General features: G+C 33.3%; 11 protein-coding genes. 2 read left to right on the forward strand and 9 right to left on the reverse strand.

Annotation, left to right across the window (positions count from 1 at the left end):
• Positions 1-80: 80 nt before the first annotated feature.
• The 9 genes from uidA to M4L39_RS12695 all read right to left on the reverse strand — a co-directional run bounded on the left by uidA (position 81) and on the right by M4L39_RS12695 (position 12,572).
• Positions 81-1,874 (reverse strand): beta-glucuronidase, encoded by a 1,794-nt coding sequence (gene uidA, locus M4L39_RS12655; protein WP_277582332.1) that lies wholly within the window; start codon positions 1,872-1,874, stop codon positions 81-83.
• Between the two features lie 43 nt (positions 1,875-1,917).
• The gene (locus M4L39_RS12660; protein WP_277582333.1) at positions 1,918-3,321 is read right to left on the reverse strand and encodes an MFS transporter; all 1,404 of its coding nucleotides are present in this window, start codon (positions 3,319-3,321) and stop codon (positions 1,918-1,920) included.
• A gap of 525 nt (positions 3,322-3,846) precedes the next feature.
• The gene (locus tag M4L39_RS12665) at positions 3,847-5,061 is read right to left on the reverse strand and encodes a helix-turn-helix domain-containing protein (RefSeq protein ID WP_277582334.1); all 1,215 of its coding nucleotides are present in this window, start codon (positions 5,059-5,061) and stop codon (positions 3,847-3,849) included.
• A 184-nt stretch (positions 5,062-5,245) separates the two neighbouring features.
• Entirely contained in the window at positions 5,246-6,325 is a 1,080-nt protein-coding gene (locus M4L39_RS12670) for a YkvI family membrane protein (protein WP_277582335.1), read from the reverse strand.
• A gap of 705 nt (positions 6,326-7,030) precedes the next feature.
• Positions 7,031-8,389 (reverse strand): gluconate:H+ symporter, encoded by a 1,359-nt coding sequence (locus tag M4L39_RS12675; protein ID WP_107514374.1) that lies wholly within the window; start codon positions 8,387-8,389, stop codon positions 7,031-7,033.
• A 183-nt stretch (positions 8,390-8,572) separates the two neighbouring features.
• On the reverse strand, positions 8,573-10,123 hold the full coding sequence (gene gntK, locus M4L39_RS12680) for a gluconokinase (RefSeq protein WP_277582336.1): 1,551 nt from the start codon (positions 10,121-10,123) through the stop codon (positions 8,573-8,575).
• 35 nt (positions 10,124-10,158) lie between these two features.
• Positions 10,159-10,839, reverse strand: a complete 681-nt coding sequence (locus M4L39_RS12685; RefSeq protein ID WP_277582337.1) for a GntR family transcriptional regulator — start codon at positions 10,837-10,839, stop codon at positions 10,159-10,161.
• Between the two features lie 263 nt (positions 10,840-11,102).
• Positions 11,103-11,798 (reverse strand): GTP pyrophosphokinase, encoded by a 696-nt coding sequence (locus M4L39_RS12690; RefSeq protein WP_277582338.1) that lies wholly within the window; start codon positions 11,796-11,798, stop codon positions 11,103-11,105.
• A 360-nt stretch (positions 11,799-12,158) separates the two neighbouring features.
• Positions 12,159-12,572, reverse strand: a complete 414-nt coding sequence (locus tag M4L39_RS12695) for a DUF2188 domain-containing protein (protein ID WP_277582339.1) — start codon at positions 12,570-12,572, stop codon at positions 12,159-12,161.
• 160 nt (positions 12,573-12,732) lie between these two features.
• On the opposite strand from M4L39_RS12695, the gene M4L39_RS12700 reads away from it, so the two are divergent.
• Together M4L39_RS12700 and M4L39_RS12705 are read left to right on the forward strand one after the other, a co-directional pair.
• The gene (locus M4L39_RS12700; RefSeq protein ID WP_277582340.1) at positions 12,733-13,905 is read left to right on the forward strand and encodes a hypothetical protein; all 1,173 of its coding nucleotides are present in this window, start codon (positions 12,733-12,735) and stop codon (positions 13,903-13,905) included.
• On the forward strand, positions 13,895-15,121 hold the full coding sequence (locus M4L39_RS12705) for a 5,10-methylene-tetrahydrofolate dehydrogenase (protein ID WP_277582341.1): 1,227 nt from the start codon (positions 13,895-13,897) through the stop codon (positions 15,119-15,121). The genes M4L39_RS12700 and M4L39_RS12705 overlap by 11 nt, the downstream gene beginning before the upstream one ends.
• The last annotated feature ends 108 nt before the right edge of the window (positions 15,122-15,229 follow it).

The following is a 15,229-nucleotide window of genomic DNA, read 5'->3' on the forward strand; positions in this document are numbered from 1 at the left end:
CAGGCAATCACGCACTTTCAAAATCGGAAAATTTTAAATAGAAAGCTATGTTTAATTTTTTAATATGCATCTTAAATGTATTAATTTTTATATCCAAAATCAGGAATATTGTCCCAACGTTTTTTGAAATAATGTGCGACTGCTTTCGGTCTTCTCTCACGAGTGAAGATACCCTTTTTATTTCCTTGGACTCTGATAATTCCACTAGATGTTTCAAAGTCAGCAAAGTTCCATGTTTGTTCGCCTATAAATTGAGGATAGTTATCTATAACTTCATGATTGGCTTCATAATAACGAATTTGATATTCTTCCGTAAATAATTCATCATTAATTGCGTGCATCCCCGCTAATGTATCTGCGCCGTATTCCGTAAACATAATTGGCTTGCCCGGTTGTTTCTTACTCCAAGCATCTAACTCTGTTCTCAATGCCTCTTTAGCTGCTTCTAAATCACCAGTCTGTGTATACCAACCGTAATATCGATTTAAGCACAACACGTCTACTAAATCTTGTACTTCACATGTGTCTGGTTGGGAAGTGAGAATTGTCACAATCGTCACCGGACGTTGTTGTGGATCACATTCTCTTGCTAAGTTTACTAAAGGCTCAAAGTACGCTTTAGCGCCTTTTTCAGTAGAAGCCGGTTCGTTAGCAACAGACCACATCACTACACATGCATGGTTCTTATCACGATCAATAAGACCTTTAATCACCGCTTCATGTGCCTCTTTTGTACCAATTTCCTTAAACGTATCTCGCGTCGTAGTACCAGATAAAATAGCACTAAAGTTAAGATGTACACCTACCGCAGTCGTCTCATCAATGATGACGATACCTTGTTCATCTGCTAAGCGCATCATTTCTTCTGAATAAGGATAATGTGACGTTCTAAATGAATTCGCACCAATCCATTTCATCAGATTGAAATCTAATACGTTTGTAACTTCATTCATACCGCGACCACTATAATAAGCATCTTCATGTTTACCAAACCCTTTAAAGTAAAATGGTTCTCCATTAATTAAAAATTGTCCATCTGTTACTTCTACAGAGCGAATACCAAAACGCTCCGCATACGTATCAATGACTTGGTCATTATCTAACAGGGTCACTTCTAGATGATATAAATAGGCATTTAATGGTTGCCATAAATGAGGTTTATCTACTTCTATAATACCCTCTGCACCTGATGCTTCAGCTACAATATTATTCTTTTCATCTCGTAACTTAACTGCTATTGTAGACACTGCTTCATTCGTAGTGACTTTATATTTTACGTTAGCGCGGTCTGATAATACTTCCGGTACAATTTCAATATCTTGTATAAATACTTTAGGAGTCGTATATATTTTCACAGGTCTATGCAAACCTGCATAATTAAAGAAGTCAAAGTTTGGTGAATTTTTCTTAATTATTTTACCGCCCTTATCAGTCGTTTCACTGTATTCACCTACTGGCAAAGTGGTTTCATCTAAAATATTATTCACGCAAACTGTTAATCGATGCTGACCAGAACCAAATTCCGAATCGATATCAACTTCAAATGGTAAGAAACCACCTTGGTGCGATGTTACTTCTTTACCATCGATATATACTGTTGCTTTATGTGTTGCGGAACCAAATCTTAATACAATACGTTCACTTCTTAACACGTTAGGTATTGTAAATGTTCTTTCATACCAAACGTTACCTACATGATTACGAATATCTGAAGTAACACCTTGGTCGTTATATGATCCTGGCACCGCCATAATTAAATCCGTATCTAATGCTCGTGTCACATCAATTTGATCATCTACGTCCTCTAACTTAAAGTCCCAGATGCCATTTAAATCAATGATACTTCTATTTTTATTTATCACTGGATATAACATGATTTAACTCCTTCCAAAACAGTTCACTTATATTAAAAATGTATTATAATTCTTCTCTAAGTGCCAATTCTTTAACAATTTGTTTATGTCTATGGTCAGTTAATGGATATGCAAAGAAGAATAATATCACTGCGATTAAACAAAGAGTAGCAGGTACAATAAAGAACAATACTTTTAATCCTGTCATTGTCTCAGCTGATTGGGTTGCTTGTGGTACATAACCAATCAGCGTTAAAGCTAAACCTGGTAGGAAGCCAGCTAACCCTTGTGATATTTTTCTAGTGAAACTGTAACTTGCATAAATAATACCTTCTGATCTAATACCTGATTGCCATTGGCCATATTCTACAACGTCTGCAATAAATGCCCATGTCACTGTATTAGGAATAACTAAGAATAATTGCGCAATCGTATTAACAATCAAGAATAACATCACATTATCTGAGAAGAACATGAAGTTAATAAATTGGAATACAATAAAACCTGAAACACCAATGATTGCAGTCATTTTCTTACCTACTCTTTTACTTAAAAATGTGGTTAAGAACAACGCTGGCACTAAAACAATGACGTTTAATGTACTTACTACGCCGACTAAGTTAGCTTCACCTAGTACGTATTTAAAGTAATATAGTTGCGATGATTGTTGTAAGAACAATGCTGTAATCGTCATTAATGTATATAACGCTAAAATGATAAATGGTCTATTTTTCAATAAATTTAAAAATGCTTTACGACCAATACCTTTTTCTTTCGGTCTTTCTACTGTATGGCGTTCTTTAACTCCTCTGTAACACAATAGATGGAATATAACACCAGCGACAGCAAGTATCCCTACTACAACTGGATAACCCAATGCATGACTTGGGAATAGACTAACTAATGGAATAACTACAATACCAGAAATAAACATAGCTCCTTGTGAACCTAAGTTACGGAATACTGATAATTGCGTACGATCATCTGCATTAATTGTCATAGATGCTGACAATGAGCCATATGGAATATTCACAAATGAATATGCTGCATTAAATAATAAGTAAGTTCCAAATGCCCATATTATTTTCCCCGTTTGACTAATATCTGGTGACATAAAGGTTAAAACTGTAAGTAAGGCGAGCGGTATAGTACCGTATAAAATAAAAGGCTTAAACTTACCACGTTTAGCAAAGTTCCTTTGATTATCTACTAAAGTCCCCACTCCAGTATCTACAAATGCGTCAAAGAACTTCGCAACAAGAAACACAGCTCCCCCAACTACTGATGGTATGCCCAAAATATCTGTATAGAATAAAAGTAAGTAGATTTGTCCCATATCAAACATTAAGCCATTACCTAAATCTCCAAATCCATACGCAATTTTTTCTTTGAATTTTAATCTTGGTGATTGAATTTCTTTAAAACTCTTTAACTTACTATTTGCCGGTTTTAATTTTGCTGTAACCATGTTGATAACCTCTTTCCACTATAGAAACGTTCCGACTGCACTTTTATGTTAAAATCGTTTCTTAGTATGTATTAGTAATTGTTACAATTAAGCGGTAATAAGATACACGAATATGTAAGCGTTTTCTTATATACCTAAAAATTTTTATCCCAATAAATCAAATCGCTTTTGGCGTCGATAGAGACACATCCCTCACCCTTATTTATAGGAACCTTAACTTTATTATATTTTTAAATACAGAACAGTCAACATTAAAATAACAACGTTGTTATAAAATGAAATTCGCTTAATAGACACTGCGTAAGCATAGGGGTATTCACAAACTCTGTAACTACAACTTCTTTTTGTCATATCAACTCGGTTTGTTTTTTTCTTTGGCAGACAATATATTTCATTAATAAACGTTGTAAACTTGTACGTTAATCAATGGTTTTACATCACAATTATCATTTTATTAATATTTTTTATAATATATTAACTAAAAATGAATGATTAAAGATGATTTTACCATTTTCTGTAATTATTTTAATAAAACTCTTTATGTTTCGTTCGATAATTTAATGGAGTTGTCCCGTATTGTTTTTTAAAACACTGCGTAAAGTAACTTTGTTCTTTGAAGCCTACATAATTTGCAACTTCAGCGACGGTCATTTTAGTTCTCGCAATAAGATCCCGTCCTTTTTTTACTCTTGATTCAATGATGTATTGTGAAATGGATTTATGAATTTCTTTATTAAATATTTTAGATAAGTAACTAGGTGCCAAACCAACATATGCGGCGAGTTCGTTTAATGACAATGCACTATCTAAGTTTCTTTCTATATATTGAATTACCTTACTTACTTTTGGACTATATGCATTCGCTTTTACCTTCATCGCTCTATCTGTATATTCTTGAACAATGGAATGAGTAATTTCATCTAAAGTTTCTATGTCCATCGTTTGATCTATCAAAGCTGCATACTTTGCAGATATTTCATCGATATGAAGCAAACTTACACCTGCTTTTTCACCAGCTTTACGGCACAACGTATTAATCAAATATGCCTTATATTGCTCATTTGAAATATCATCTCTTACACGTCGTAATCCTGCCACTGATAAATTCATCGCATTTAGTATTGATAACGCTTCGTTAGCATCGCCATTTTCAACTGCAGTAAGTAGCTGATTCTCCATATTATAACGATACTCTATTTCTTTTAACGTATAATCCATTTGCGCTTTGGATTCTGCTAAGTCTTCTGTATTTGAATGAAAACTAAAATCAATTTTAACAGTTTCATAATTGATATTTCTTTTTTTCAAGAACCGAATTGCTAAACGACACATTTTTTGTGCTTTAACTTGGTGACACAAAGGTATCGTCAGTAAATATTGCTTCAATATAGCAAGTTTAGATATTTTAATATCCAAGCTTTGGAGCAACTCATTACAACGACGTTCATTAGGCCGCTTCTCCATATATGGGCCAACTATATAAATCTGTTTATACTTTTTAAATTTGAAGATTAAAAAGTTTACACCAAAACGATTCGTATAATGATAAATTTTATTACTATGCATATGTACAATAAAATGTTTTAACTCATTTTTGAACTGCTTGCGTGCAGTATTTGTAAACGGCGTCTTGATATGATTAACCACCCCATTCATATCTCTCATATCATATCCTTCTAGCCGTATTCCCAATAATTGTAGCGCATGCATCTGTAAAATCTCTAGCGTTTCCTCATTCATAAAAACACCCCATTCCTTATATTTTTATTATATCTAAAAATAAGGACTGAGGTGTGAATTTTATATTAAATTTCTTTGAACTTATCAAATAATTCTATAAGTAATTCCTTTTTATTATCAATAGAATTCATTAAAAATATTAATTCAAACTGGATAAACGGTTACCCACAGTGTAATCACACGCTTATTTATTCAAATTTTTCTTACCAAATTTGAGTTTAAATGGTGCATAGAATAATACAAATATTAGTACAAGTCCTAAATAACCAATTAATGGATAAAAGATTGCCACTAAATCTGTAAAACCTACGAAACTCAAACATAAACCAATAATGACTGTAACTGTATAGAAAAGTTTAAATCGTTTTGTATCTACCATTGTAAAACGTGTTGCGAATGCATAGAACATACCTAAACCAGTATTGAAAATCATACCGAAAATGACGAAAGCCATAACGACACCGAGTATAGGTGAAATATGGTTAACGATACCTAACATAGGCATTTCCATTTCTCCAACAATATCGATTTGTGTAAAGATAGCTAAATGGCTTAATACAATCATAACGCCTAATGCAAGTCCGCCGAATAAACCACCTAATGCTGCAACTTTTGTATTTTTCTCAGAACCACCCATAACAATTGCCATAGAAGCCCCAACTGCTGTATTAAATGATGCATAGTTTACACCTGCTACAAACCAGTTAGGTAATGTTGATGGTTTCGCATCTGAAATTGTATTAAGTTGTGAAAATGATGTATCTGTTGTCATAAAACTATAAACTGAAATTATTATAATGAATATAATTAAAAATGGGGTGATATTCCCAATAACTTTAACAACCCCTTCTACTTTCATCATACCTGCAAGTAAAATAAGTATTGTCATAAGTATGGTACCAACTATTGAAGGTAATCCAAATTGTTGGTTAAGGTTTGATCCAGCCCCTGCAATCATAACGACACCTACACCGAAGAGTGTAAAGATAATGACTAAATCAATAACCCAGCCTAAAATTTTACCAAATATAGATTTTCCTGTGATATTATGTATAACTTCTTTATGAGAATCCGTCTTAGATTTACTTCCTAACCAAACAAGCATCATACCCACATAAGCAAATAATGCTGTAGTAATGATAGCGCCAAATGTCCCCATAATGCCAAAGCTCGTGAAGTATTGAAGTACTTCTTGCCCTGATGCAAATCCAGCTCCTACAATGACGCCGATAAATGCGCTTGCGATCAGTAATATTCTTTTCATAATTAAGCCCCCTATTTTACTTACTATAAATGAGTTGTGTAAATTTTCAATACTTGTATATTTGTGTAACATCAATAACTCACATTTCTATTACTCGAAAAGGTTGAGATAGACGTTTCGACACCGTTTAAAAATATGATATTGATTCTATTTTATCATTTTAAAACGATTTGATGTTGTTCTTCTCCACCACATCTATATTTTAGTAACGTAAAATCACAACAAAAATTTAAAAATTCATAACAAATGAATTAACAAGGGAGTAGACAGAAATCTAATTTTTCTAATAAGCTTTCATTTATCTCCCGTCAAGGATGTCTAAGAAATGGAATACAAAATCTTGATATAAGTGTATTTTCAATTCAGTCAACTACTGTCAGTATAACAATTGAGTTTGACATATGTATTTATGCCCTAGGTTCTCCTTTATTGATATAATATTCGTTCATTAATTCTTATTCGAAATGAAGATAATCTTTTTTGCTAATTGAGTTATATATTTTTTATATGTGTTTGGTTTTATATGAGTTCAATCAAGATATTAATCTATTATATTATTTTAGTTTAAAACGGTAGTTATTTGAGCCGAGTCCTGCGGGAAAACACTAGCCGAAGACTATAGGATGAGGCTGTACCCGCGGAAAGCGTGCATAAAAAAAATGCCAACAAAGTCGTGAGACTTTGTCGACAGATTTTCTTTCTATTTTAAACAAATATATTAAGTATAAGTATAAAGATTAAACCAGATACTGAAATCACAGTTTCAAGTAATGACCATGTTAAGAAAGTCTCTTTAACAGTCAAACCAAAATATTCTTTGAACATCCAGAATCCTGCATCATTAACGTGAGATAAAATAACACTACCCGCACCTATTGCAAGCACAACGAGTGCAACGTTAACATCTGATACTTGTAGCAATGGTAAGACTATACCTGTAGATGAGATTGCTGCTACTGTTGATGACCCTAAGGCAATACGAAGTACTGCAGCAACAAGCCATGCTAAGAATATCGGAGACATTTCTGTACCTTCAAACAATGTAGCAATGGTATCTCCAACGCCACCTTCAATTAATACTTCTTTGAAAGTACCGCCACCACCAATAATTAAGATCATCATCCCAATTGGATAAATCGCATTAGATACTGAATCCATAATTTCTGAGTTTTTACGTCCTTGTTTAATACCCATAGTAAAGATTGCAAACAGTACGGCTATAAGCATTGCCGTAGCTGCAGTACCAATAAAGTAAATAAATGATTCAAAGCCATTTGTAGCTTCTTCATGACCTGTAATCAATTGTACAATTGTTGATAACAACATCAAAATAACAGGAGAAATCGCAGTTAATAAACTGACTCCGAATCCAGGCATTTCTTCTTCTGAAAATTCTTTTTGTGCACCTAAGGCTGATATATCTCCCTCACGTGTATAAGCAGTTGGTGCAATTTTTTGTGCAATTTTATTAAATAATGGTCCAGCTATAATTGTAACTGGAATTGCAATAATCATACCGTAAAGTAATACGTGTCCTAGGTTTGCGTCTAATTCTTTAGCTATAACCACTGGCCCTGGATGTGGTGGTAAAAATCCGTGCGTTACGGATAACGCCACAACCATTGGAAAACCTAATTTTAACTGTGAAACATTCGCACGTTTAGCAATTGTAAATACTAAAGGAATCAATAATACTAAACCTACTTCAAAGAATAAGGCAATCCCTACAATAAACGCAGCCACCAACATTGCCCACTGTACGTGTTTAGGTCCGAACTTATCGATAAGCGTGTCAGCAATACGTGTCGCGCCTCCACCATCGGAGAGCAGTTTCCCTAATATAGCCCCTAACCCGAAGATCAATGCAATATGTCCAAGAGTACTTCCCATACCATTTTCTACTGTTTCAATGATTTTATCTAAAGGCATACCTAGTAGAATTGCAGTTACAATTGATGTAATAATTAATGAAATAAATGTGTTTAACTTCAAGAAAATAATCAGTGATAATAATACGATAATTCCTATTACCACCGTAATCAATGGCCAAATTGTTTCAAACATAATCGTTCTCCCCTTTCAAATTAAAGATTGAATTAGAACTTAACAGACATGTAACTAATCAATCATGGTACCGCTTTCTTTCATAATTAAAATTTTAAAGAGTATATGACAAGTTTTCATAACATAACTATTATTTGTTTACTTGTCACTTTTCTCTTTAAAGGTATTATCTATATATCCTTACTATGATTTGTCATCCGTCATATGTTCACGTTGGAATGTTGCAATTTCTGTGTAGCGCTCCTCTAATGAACGACTTAAGTTGATAAATATAGAAATAAGTTGTTGATACACTTTCACATTATCTTGGTTTGGTTTATGTTCATTTGTAGTACCAACCATTTCTTCAATAATAGAAAAATCATCAATCTCTCCAAGTGCTTTCATTCCTAATACACATGCACCTAAACAAGAACTTTCATAACTTTCAGGTACAATTAAATTGGTATCAAAAATATCTGCCATCATTTGACGCCACACTTCACTTTTCGCAAAACCACCTGTTGCTTTAATCGTGGATGGCGTTTCATCCATTACTTCGATTAGCGCAAGATAAACAGTATACAGATTATAAAGTACACCTTCTAATGCAGCACGAATCATATGTTCTTTTTTGTGAGTTAGTGTTAATCCAAAAAATGAACCTCTAGCATCTGCGTTCCATAATGGGGCACGTTCACCCGCGAGATATGGATGGAAAATCAATCCTTCTGCACCTGGTTTAACTCGGTTAGCAATTTTAGTTAACACGTCATATGGATCGACGCCTAAACGTTTGGCAGTCTCTACTTCACTAGCTAATAATTCATCACGAAGCCAACGTAATACGACACCTCCATTGTTTACGGGACCTCCTATCACATAATGATCTTCAGTTAACACATAACAGAAGATACGTCCTTTATAATCTGTACGTGGTTTATCTATCACGGTTCTTATCGCTCCTGACGTTCCTATCGTCACAGCGACTTCACCTTTTTTAAATGCATTTACACCTAAATTGGAAAGCACACCATCACTAGCACCAACGACAATCGGTGTATTTTCATCTATGCCCATCAAGCTTGCATAGCGATGTTTCATACCTTTTAATACGTGTGTTGTTGGTACAACTTCTGGTAATTGTGTTTCTTCAATACCTAACAATTCCAGCGCTTCTTTATCCCAAGCTAATGTTTCTAAATTCAGCATCCCTGTAGACGATGCCATAGATTGGTCTATAACAAATTGCTCAAATAATTGATAGAAAATATATGTCTTAATATCAGCAAAAGTAGCAGTTTGATTGTAAATTTCTTGTTGTTCGTGTTTCATCCAAAATATTTTAGCTAATGGGGACATAGGATGAATTGGCGTGCCAGTTCTCTGATAAATTTCATTACCATTATGTTCATTTTTAATCTGTTCAGCATATTGGCTTGCGCGATTATCTGCCCAAGTTAAATTTTCAGTTAATCGTTGGTTACTCGCATCCATTGCTATCAAACTGTGCATCTGAGCACTAAATGAGATTAATTTAAGATCTTTTTTAGCAATATTAGCTTCTCTCATTACATATTTAACTGTCATTAACACTGCATCAAATAACTCGTCTGGGTTTTCTTCAGAAGTTTCAACATTGGGTGTATGCAATGGATAGCCAATGTTGTGTTTCATTATAAATTGACCTTTTTCGTCGTAGAGTACTGACTTCGTACTCGTTGTGCCTATATCGACACCAATCATGTATTTCATGACTTTTCCTCCTACTTCTTTACCGGTTTAAAATATTAATTTAACCAGAAACTGTCAACATCCTCACCAACATCATCAAAGTTGAGATGGAATGCTTCTCTAAGTTTTGCAGCATCTTGATTCGCAATAGCTTCTATAAACACTTCATGGTTGTGATGAATACGTTCAAAGTCTTCTGGATTGTCGTTCATACGTGTACGCATTGATAATAATATCAGCGCTTCCATTACCGGCCTTAAGTTATTCCAAAAGGTTTTTAAGTATTGGTGCTTTGAAGCGAGTATCGTTACTTCATGAAATTTCATATCATGTTCAGTAAATGCCTCTGCATCTTCGAATTTAACTGCCACTTTCATCATTTCTAATTGTTTACGTAATTCTTTGACAATTTGTTCATTATTCAAAGTTTTGATTCTACTAAAAGCAAATGATTCCAACATTATTCTTAAATCATAAAGTTCTTTTTTCTCATTATCATCAAAAGGTAACACTTCTGCGCCCATTCTTTCTAAATGTATCAATTGATCTTGCTTTAATAATTTAAATGCGTCCCTAACTGGTGATCGACTAACATTAAATTCTTTAGCAATTTGATTCTCCGTCAATAACGTATCTGGCGTTATCTTGCCCTCGACTATTCTTAACCGAATCTCTGCAGCTATCATTTCACCTTTCGAAACACCCTCTAGCCATTGTTCCGGATACTTATAATTCATGATGACATCACCTCTTTTTATCAATACGATATACTTGTATACAGGTATGGTAATACACAACTTCAGTATTTGCAAGCGCTTGCAATTTATATTTTTATTTTTTGCAACTTAAAAAACCGACATGCCAGGTCTTGAACCTGTCATGTCGGTAATTATTTTTATTTTACTTTTATAAAAAAGTTGAAACATCAAGATTGCTGAAGCTTAAGGCACTCGCTTCCTAGCCGTAACATATTAATATTTCAACTTTAATATAGTCTTATTTAATTATCAAATACTTCAGAATATATATTTTGCATTTTACTTTCTACCGTCGTTATTTCGTTGGCGCATTGCTTTAATACAGTTCTATAGTTCTCAGTATTTTCAGTGTTTTTGTAACGTATTTGATGCTCTAAGCTTGCCCACATATCCATACCAATTGTTCTAATTTGAATTTCTACTGGCACAGTTTCTACTGAATTAGCTAAAAATACTGGAATGGCTACAACGATATGTAGGCTACGATATCCATTATCTTTAGGGTTTCCAATATAGTCTTTACGTTTCAAGAGCTTTACATCTCCTTGTTTGAGTAATAACTCTTCTATCACATAAATATCATCTATATAGTTACAAATCACTCTAATACCTGCGATATCTAATATATTTTCTCTGGCTGACTCTGTGCTTATCTCGAATCCCTTGCGATTTAATTTTTTAATTAAGCTTCTCATTTCTTTAACGCGACGTTCCATATGATGAATTGGGTTGTGTTTATACATTTGTTGAAAATTGTCATCTAAAATATCTAACTTAGTACTAATTTCCTTAAGCGCTGACGAGTATAACTGTTCTAAGGCAACAAACCCTATTACCATATCAAATGCATCTTCTTGATTATTGATATGTTTTATACTCTCTCTAAATTCTTCTTTCAAATCGTCTATATTTAGCGAAGGCTTACGTTCAATGTACATATTTCGTTCCTCCCAAAAAATCTACTTAAACTACATTATAGCTAATTTCTATATATTATCTAAATAAAAAGATAGTTCAAATATGATAAACTACACTTTTTAAAAATCGTTGTTTTTATATTAAAACTTAAAATATACATCGCTGAATCTTAAAAATTAACACACCCTGAACGTTATTTCAGAGTCTCTGCAAAGTCTCCGATTTTGTCGGCATTTTTCAAACGAAAATAATATATTAAAAATAAAAAGTACCATTCCATTACAGTTTAACGGAATAGTACTCTTGATAATTAATAATAACGTCCCGAGTCTTCTTTCTTTATATTTTATTATTTCATGGGACAACTGAATATTTGAATGCTATTCATCTTTTTTGTGTTCTCTAACTTCTGTCGATCTGTTATCAGCGATGTTGCGTGCACGTTTCATTGCATCCTCTTTCTTATCAAAACTATCGGAAGCTTGTTTTGCACCGTCTGTTTTTATCTTCCACTTGTCATCTTCATAATAAACGTGAACATCTTTATTATTTAATTGAGGATTCGCCGAATCATCTTTTTCATGTTTAGTTATTTTCTTGTTTTTCAATTCGTCTAATTCTTTTTTAGAAGCGTCTTTATACCAAGATTCTGCTTGTTTCGTTGCAATTGGAATTGCTCTATCTTCTTTATAACCATCTTTAAGCATGGCGTTTCCAATATCTATCGCTTTTTTAAGTTCTAATTTTTCCATATTTTTCCAACTTTGTGGGTAATCATTCATTGTCCAAGGCATTAACTTCAACCTCCTACGTTATAATCTATCAATCGTCTTAATTATTGTTTACCACTAATAAAAAGTTACAAACAAACCAACAATGATTAATTTTCTTAGTGAACGGGAATTAAAATATGAATCTAAATATTTCACACACCATTTATAAAGGAGGGATGTAATGACAAATATAACGATAGGTTTAATTCCTTCACCTGACATGCCACATAAACTTATAAATAAGATTTCCGATTATCTAGCCGATGATATTCAAACCCATGTAGATGATAAAACGAATTGGGAATTTGAAACACATGTGGCTTCAATGGTTGGGACTGCTGAACATATGGATAAAGCATTAGATATCGCATCGAATATAAAAAAACAAAAGGATTGGGACTACACAATTTGTATAACGGATTTGCCTAGCTTATCTAATAATAAAACTGTGGTTTGTGATATCAACCTAGACGACAAAACAGCATTACTATCTGTTCCCGCATTAGGTGCTGTGAATTTAAAAAATAAACTACGCCATTTCATAACATTTATAGTTCAATACTTTTTTAGTTCTGGTACAGATAAAAACCTTTTGAAATCAAAGTATTTTAAATTAACAAAATTCAATGAAGTTATACCAAACGAAGATAACAAACAAAGTAATAGAAAACGTATTGTTTCAAATTCTTCATTTTTAGGTTGGCTTCATTTAATCATAGGCATGACTTTTGCTAATGAACCTTGGTCTGCTATTTTAGATTTTAAAAAGATTATTTCAGTATCTTTTGCAACCGGTACCTATATCGCTATCTTCTCAACACCTTGGGATTTGAGCTTAGACTATGAGTACTGGCGCTTTATTCTACTCATGTTATTATCTGTAGCTGGCATGGTCGCATGGCTAATATATTCATATAATTTATGGGAACGTCCAAATCCAAAAACCCAAAAATCATATCGTTTTATTTACAATTTCACGACGTTAACTACGTTATTCGCTATTACAGTTTTTAACTTTGCTGCGTTATTTATATTACTCACAATAAGTACATTATTATTTGTACCACCAGAAATATTTTCTAGCTGGACCTCATTGAATGAAAAACAACCAACTTTCGTCAATTATATTAATCTTATTTGGTTTATAACATCATTGGGTATTTTAGCCGGTGCTATGGGCTCAACAGTTGAAAATGCTGAAAAAATCAAACGTGTAACTTATTCATTCAGACAATATTATAGATATAAAGAATTAGAACAAGACGATGATAAAACTTATAGTTCTAATCAAGCGTTAGATTACAATAATGGTAAAAAACTATCTCACAGTGAGGAGGATTCCAATGACAAATAGAACGATTGCAATCGGATTAGTAGCGGCACCAGGAATAACGGAAAAAATCGCTCACAATCTTGAAAATAGTTTGCCAGACATATTAGCAAATTATTTTGTTCAAGATATTGAATGGAAAATCCATACAGTTGTTGATCCCCTAACTGGTTCTGCAGAAACTGCGAAAGAAATATTCGAGAAAATAGCCAACTATCAAAATAATAATAATTGGCACTACACTATAGGACTTACAGACCTCCCTATTATTAAAGAAAATAATGTTATCGCTTTTGATATTAATAAAAGTAATGGTGCCAGTTTAATTTCTATACCTTCCTATGGCTGGCGACCAGTCCAAAAGCGTATACAAAAATCGATTGTAGGTATTATTGAAACTGTGAGTATACAGCACTCACACAATTTACAAATAAATAATAATAATAATAACGACAAAAGCAGTCAAGAAAAATTAAAATCACAATTCCCACTTTCAACTTTAAAATCACGCACAGAATATTTGGAAGACACAAATTCCAAACATACTCATTATTTTGTTTCATCTAATACAAAAGGTTCGTTTCGTTTAATCAGTGGTATGACATTTGCAAACAATCCCTTAAACATGCTGAGCAGCTTAAGTAATGTTGTAGCCATCGCATTCACTACTGGCGCTTTCGGTATCGTTTTTACTACGATGTGGAATTTAAGTTATGTTTATTCATCTTGGCGCATGTTACTTATGATGTTAGTCGCCATTTTTGGCATGATGTTTTGGATTATTGTAGCGCACCATTTATGGGAATCAAAAAAGGAGAGTAGAAATAAAAGCGTTACAATGTTATATAATTTGACGACAGTGCTAACCTTAACTATTTCACTGATAATTTATTATATAATATTATTCTTCTTGTTCTTAATCGCTACACTTGTAGTGTTACCGTCAGGATATCTAGGGCAAACGCTTCAAATGGGTGGTTCCGCAACGTTAAGCACCTATATAAATCTTGCTTGGTTTGCTACGTCCATATCGACAGTTGCAGGTGCAATTGGCGCTGGTTTAAACAATGAAGAACTCATATTAGAAAGTACGTATGGTTTTAGACAAAAAGAACGTTATAAAAAAATGGAAGATCAAGAAAAACAACAAGAGCAGAAAAGAACTGAAGTTAAGAAAGACATTGAAGAGAAAAAACAGGAAGAAGAACAGAAAGCAAAACAAGAAGGTAAAAGTAAATAAACAAACTAGGGTCAGTCTTCCATCAGACAAACGTTAGCCCCCCTTCTCACTTGAAGTTTTGTTAGACACCTTAAAATAAGTGAAAAATAAAGCAAGCCAACCCGTGAT

The organism is Staphylococcus equorum, assembly GCF_029531845.1.
GTDB classification, from domain to species: Bacteria; Bacillota; Bacilli; order Staphylococcales; family Staphylococcaceae; genus Staphylococcus; species Staphylococcus equorum_C.

Excerpts from the sequence above, each read along its gene's own strand:
- uidA (WP_277582332.1), bottom strand. The coding sequence starts at position 1,874 with ATGTTATATCCAGTGATAAATAAAAATAGAAGTATCATTGATTTAAAT.
- M4L39_RS12660 (WP_277582333.1), bottom strand. The coding sequence starts at position 3,321 with ATGGTTACAGCAAAATTAAAACCGGCAAATAGTAAGTTAAAGAGTTTT.
- M4L39_RS12665 (WP_277582334.1), bottom strand. The coding sequence starts at position 5,061 with ATGAATGAGGAAACGCTAGAGATTTTACAGATGCATGCGCTACAATTA.
- M4L39_RS12670 (WP_277582335.1), bottom strand. The coding sequence starts at position 6,325 with ATGAAAAGAATATTACTGATCGCAAGCGCATTTATCGGCGTCATTGTA.
- M4L39_RS12675 (WP_107514374.1), bottom strand. The coding sequence starts at position 8,389 with ATGTTTGAAACAATTTGGCCATTGATTACGGTGGTAATAGGAATTATC.
- gntK (WP_277582336.1), bottom strand. The coding sequence starts at position 10,123 with ATGAAATACATGATTGGTGTCGATATAGGCACAACGAGTACGAAGTCA.
- M4L39_RS12685 (WP_277582337.1), bottom strand. The coding sequence starts at position 10,839 with ATGAATTATAAGTATCCGGAACAATGGCTAGAGGGTGTTTCGAAAGGT.
- M4L39_RS12690 (WP_277582338.1), bottom strand. The coding sequence starts at position 11,798 with ATGTACATTGAACGTAAGCCTTCGCTAAATATAGACGATTTGAAAGAA.
- M4L39_RS12695 (WP_277582339.1), bottom strand. The coding sequence starts at position 12,572 with ATGCCTTGGACAATGAATGATTACCCACAAAGTTGGAAAAATATGGAA.
- M4L39_RS12700 (WP_277582340.1), top strand. The coding sequence starts at position 12,733 with ATGACAAATATAACGATAGGTTTAATTCCTTCACCTGACATGCCACAT.
- M4L39_RS12705 (WP_277582341.1), top strand. The coding sequence starts at position 13,895 with ATGACAAATAGAACGATTGCAATCGGATTAGTAGCGGCACCAGGAATA.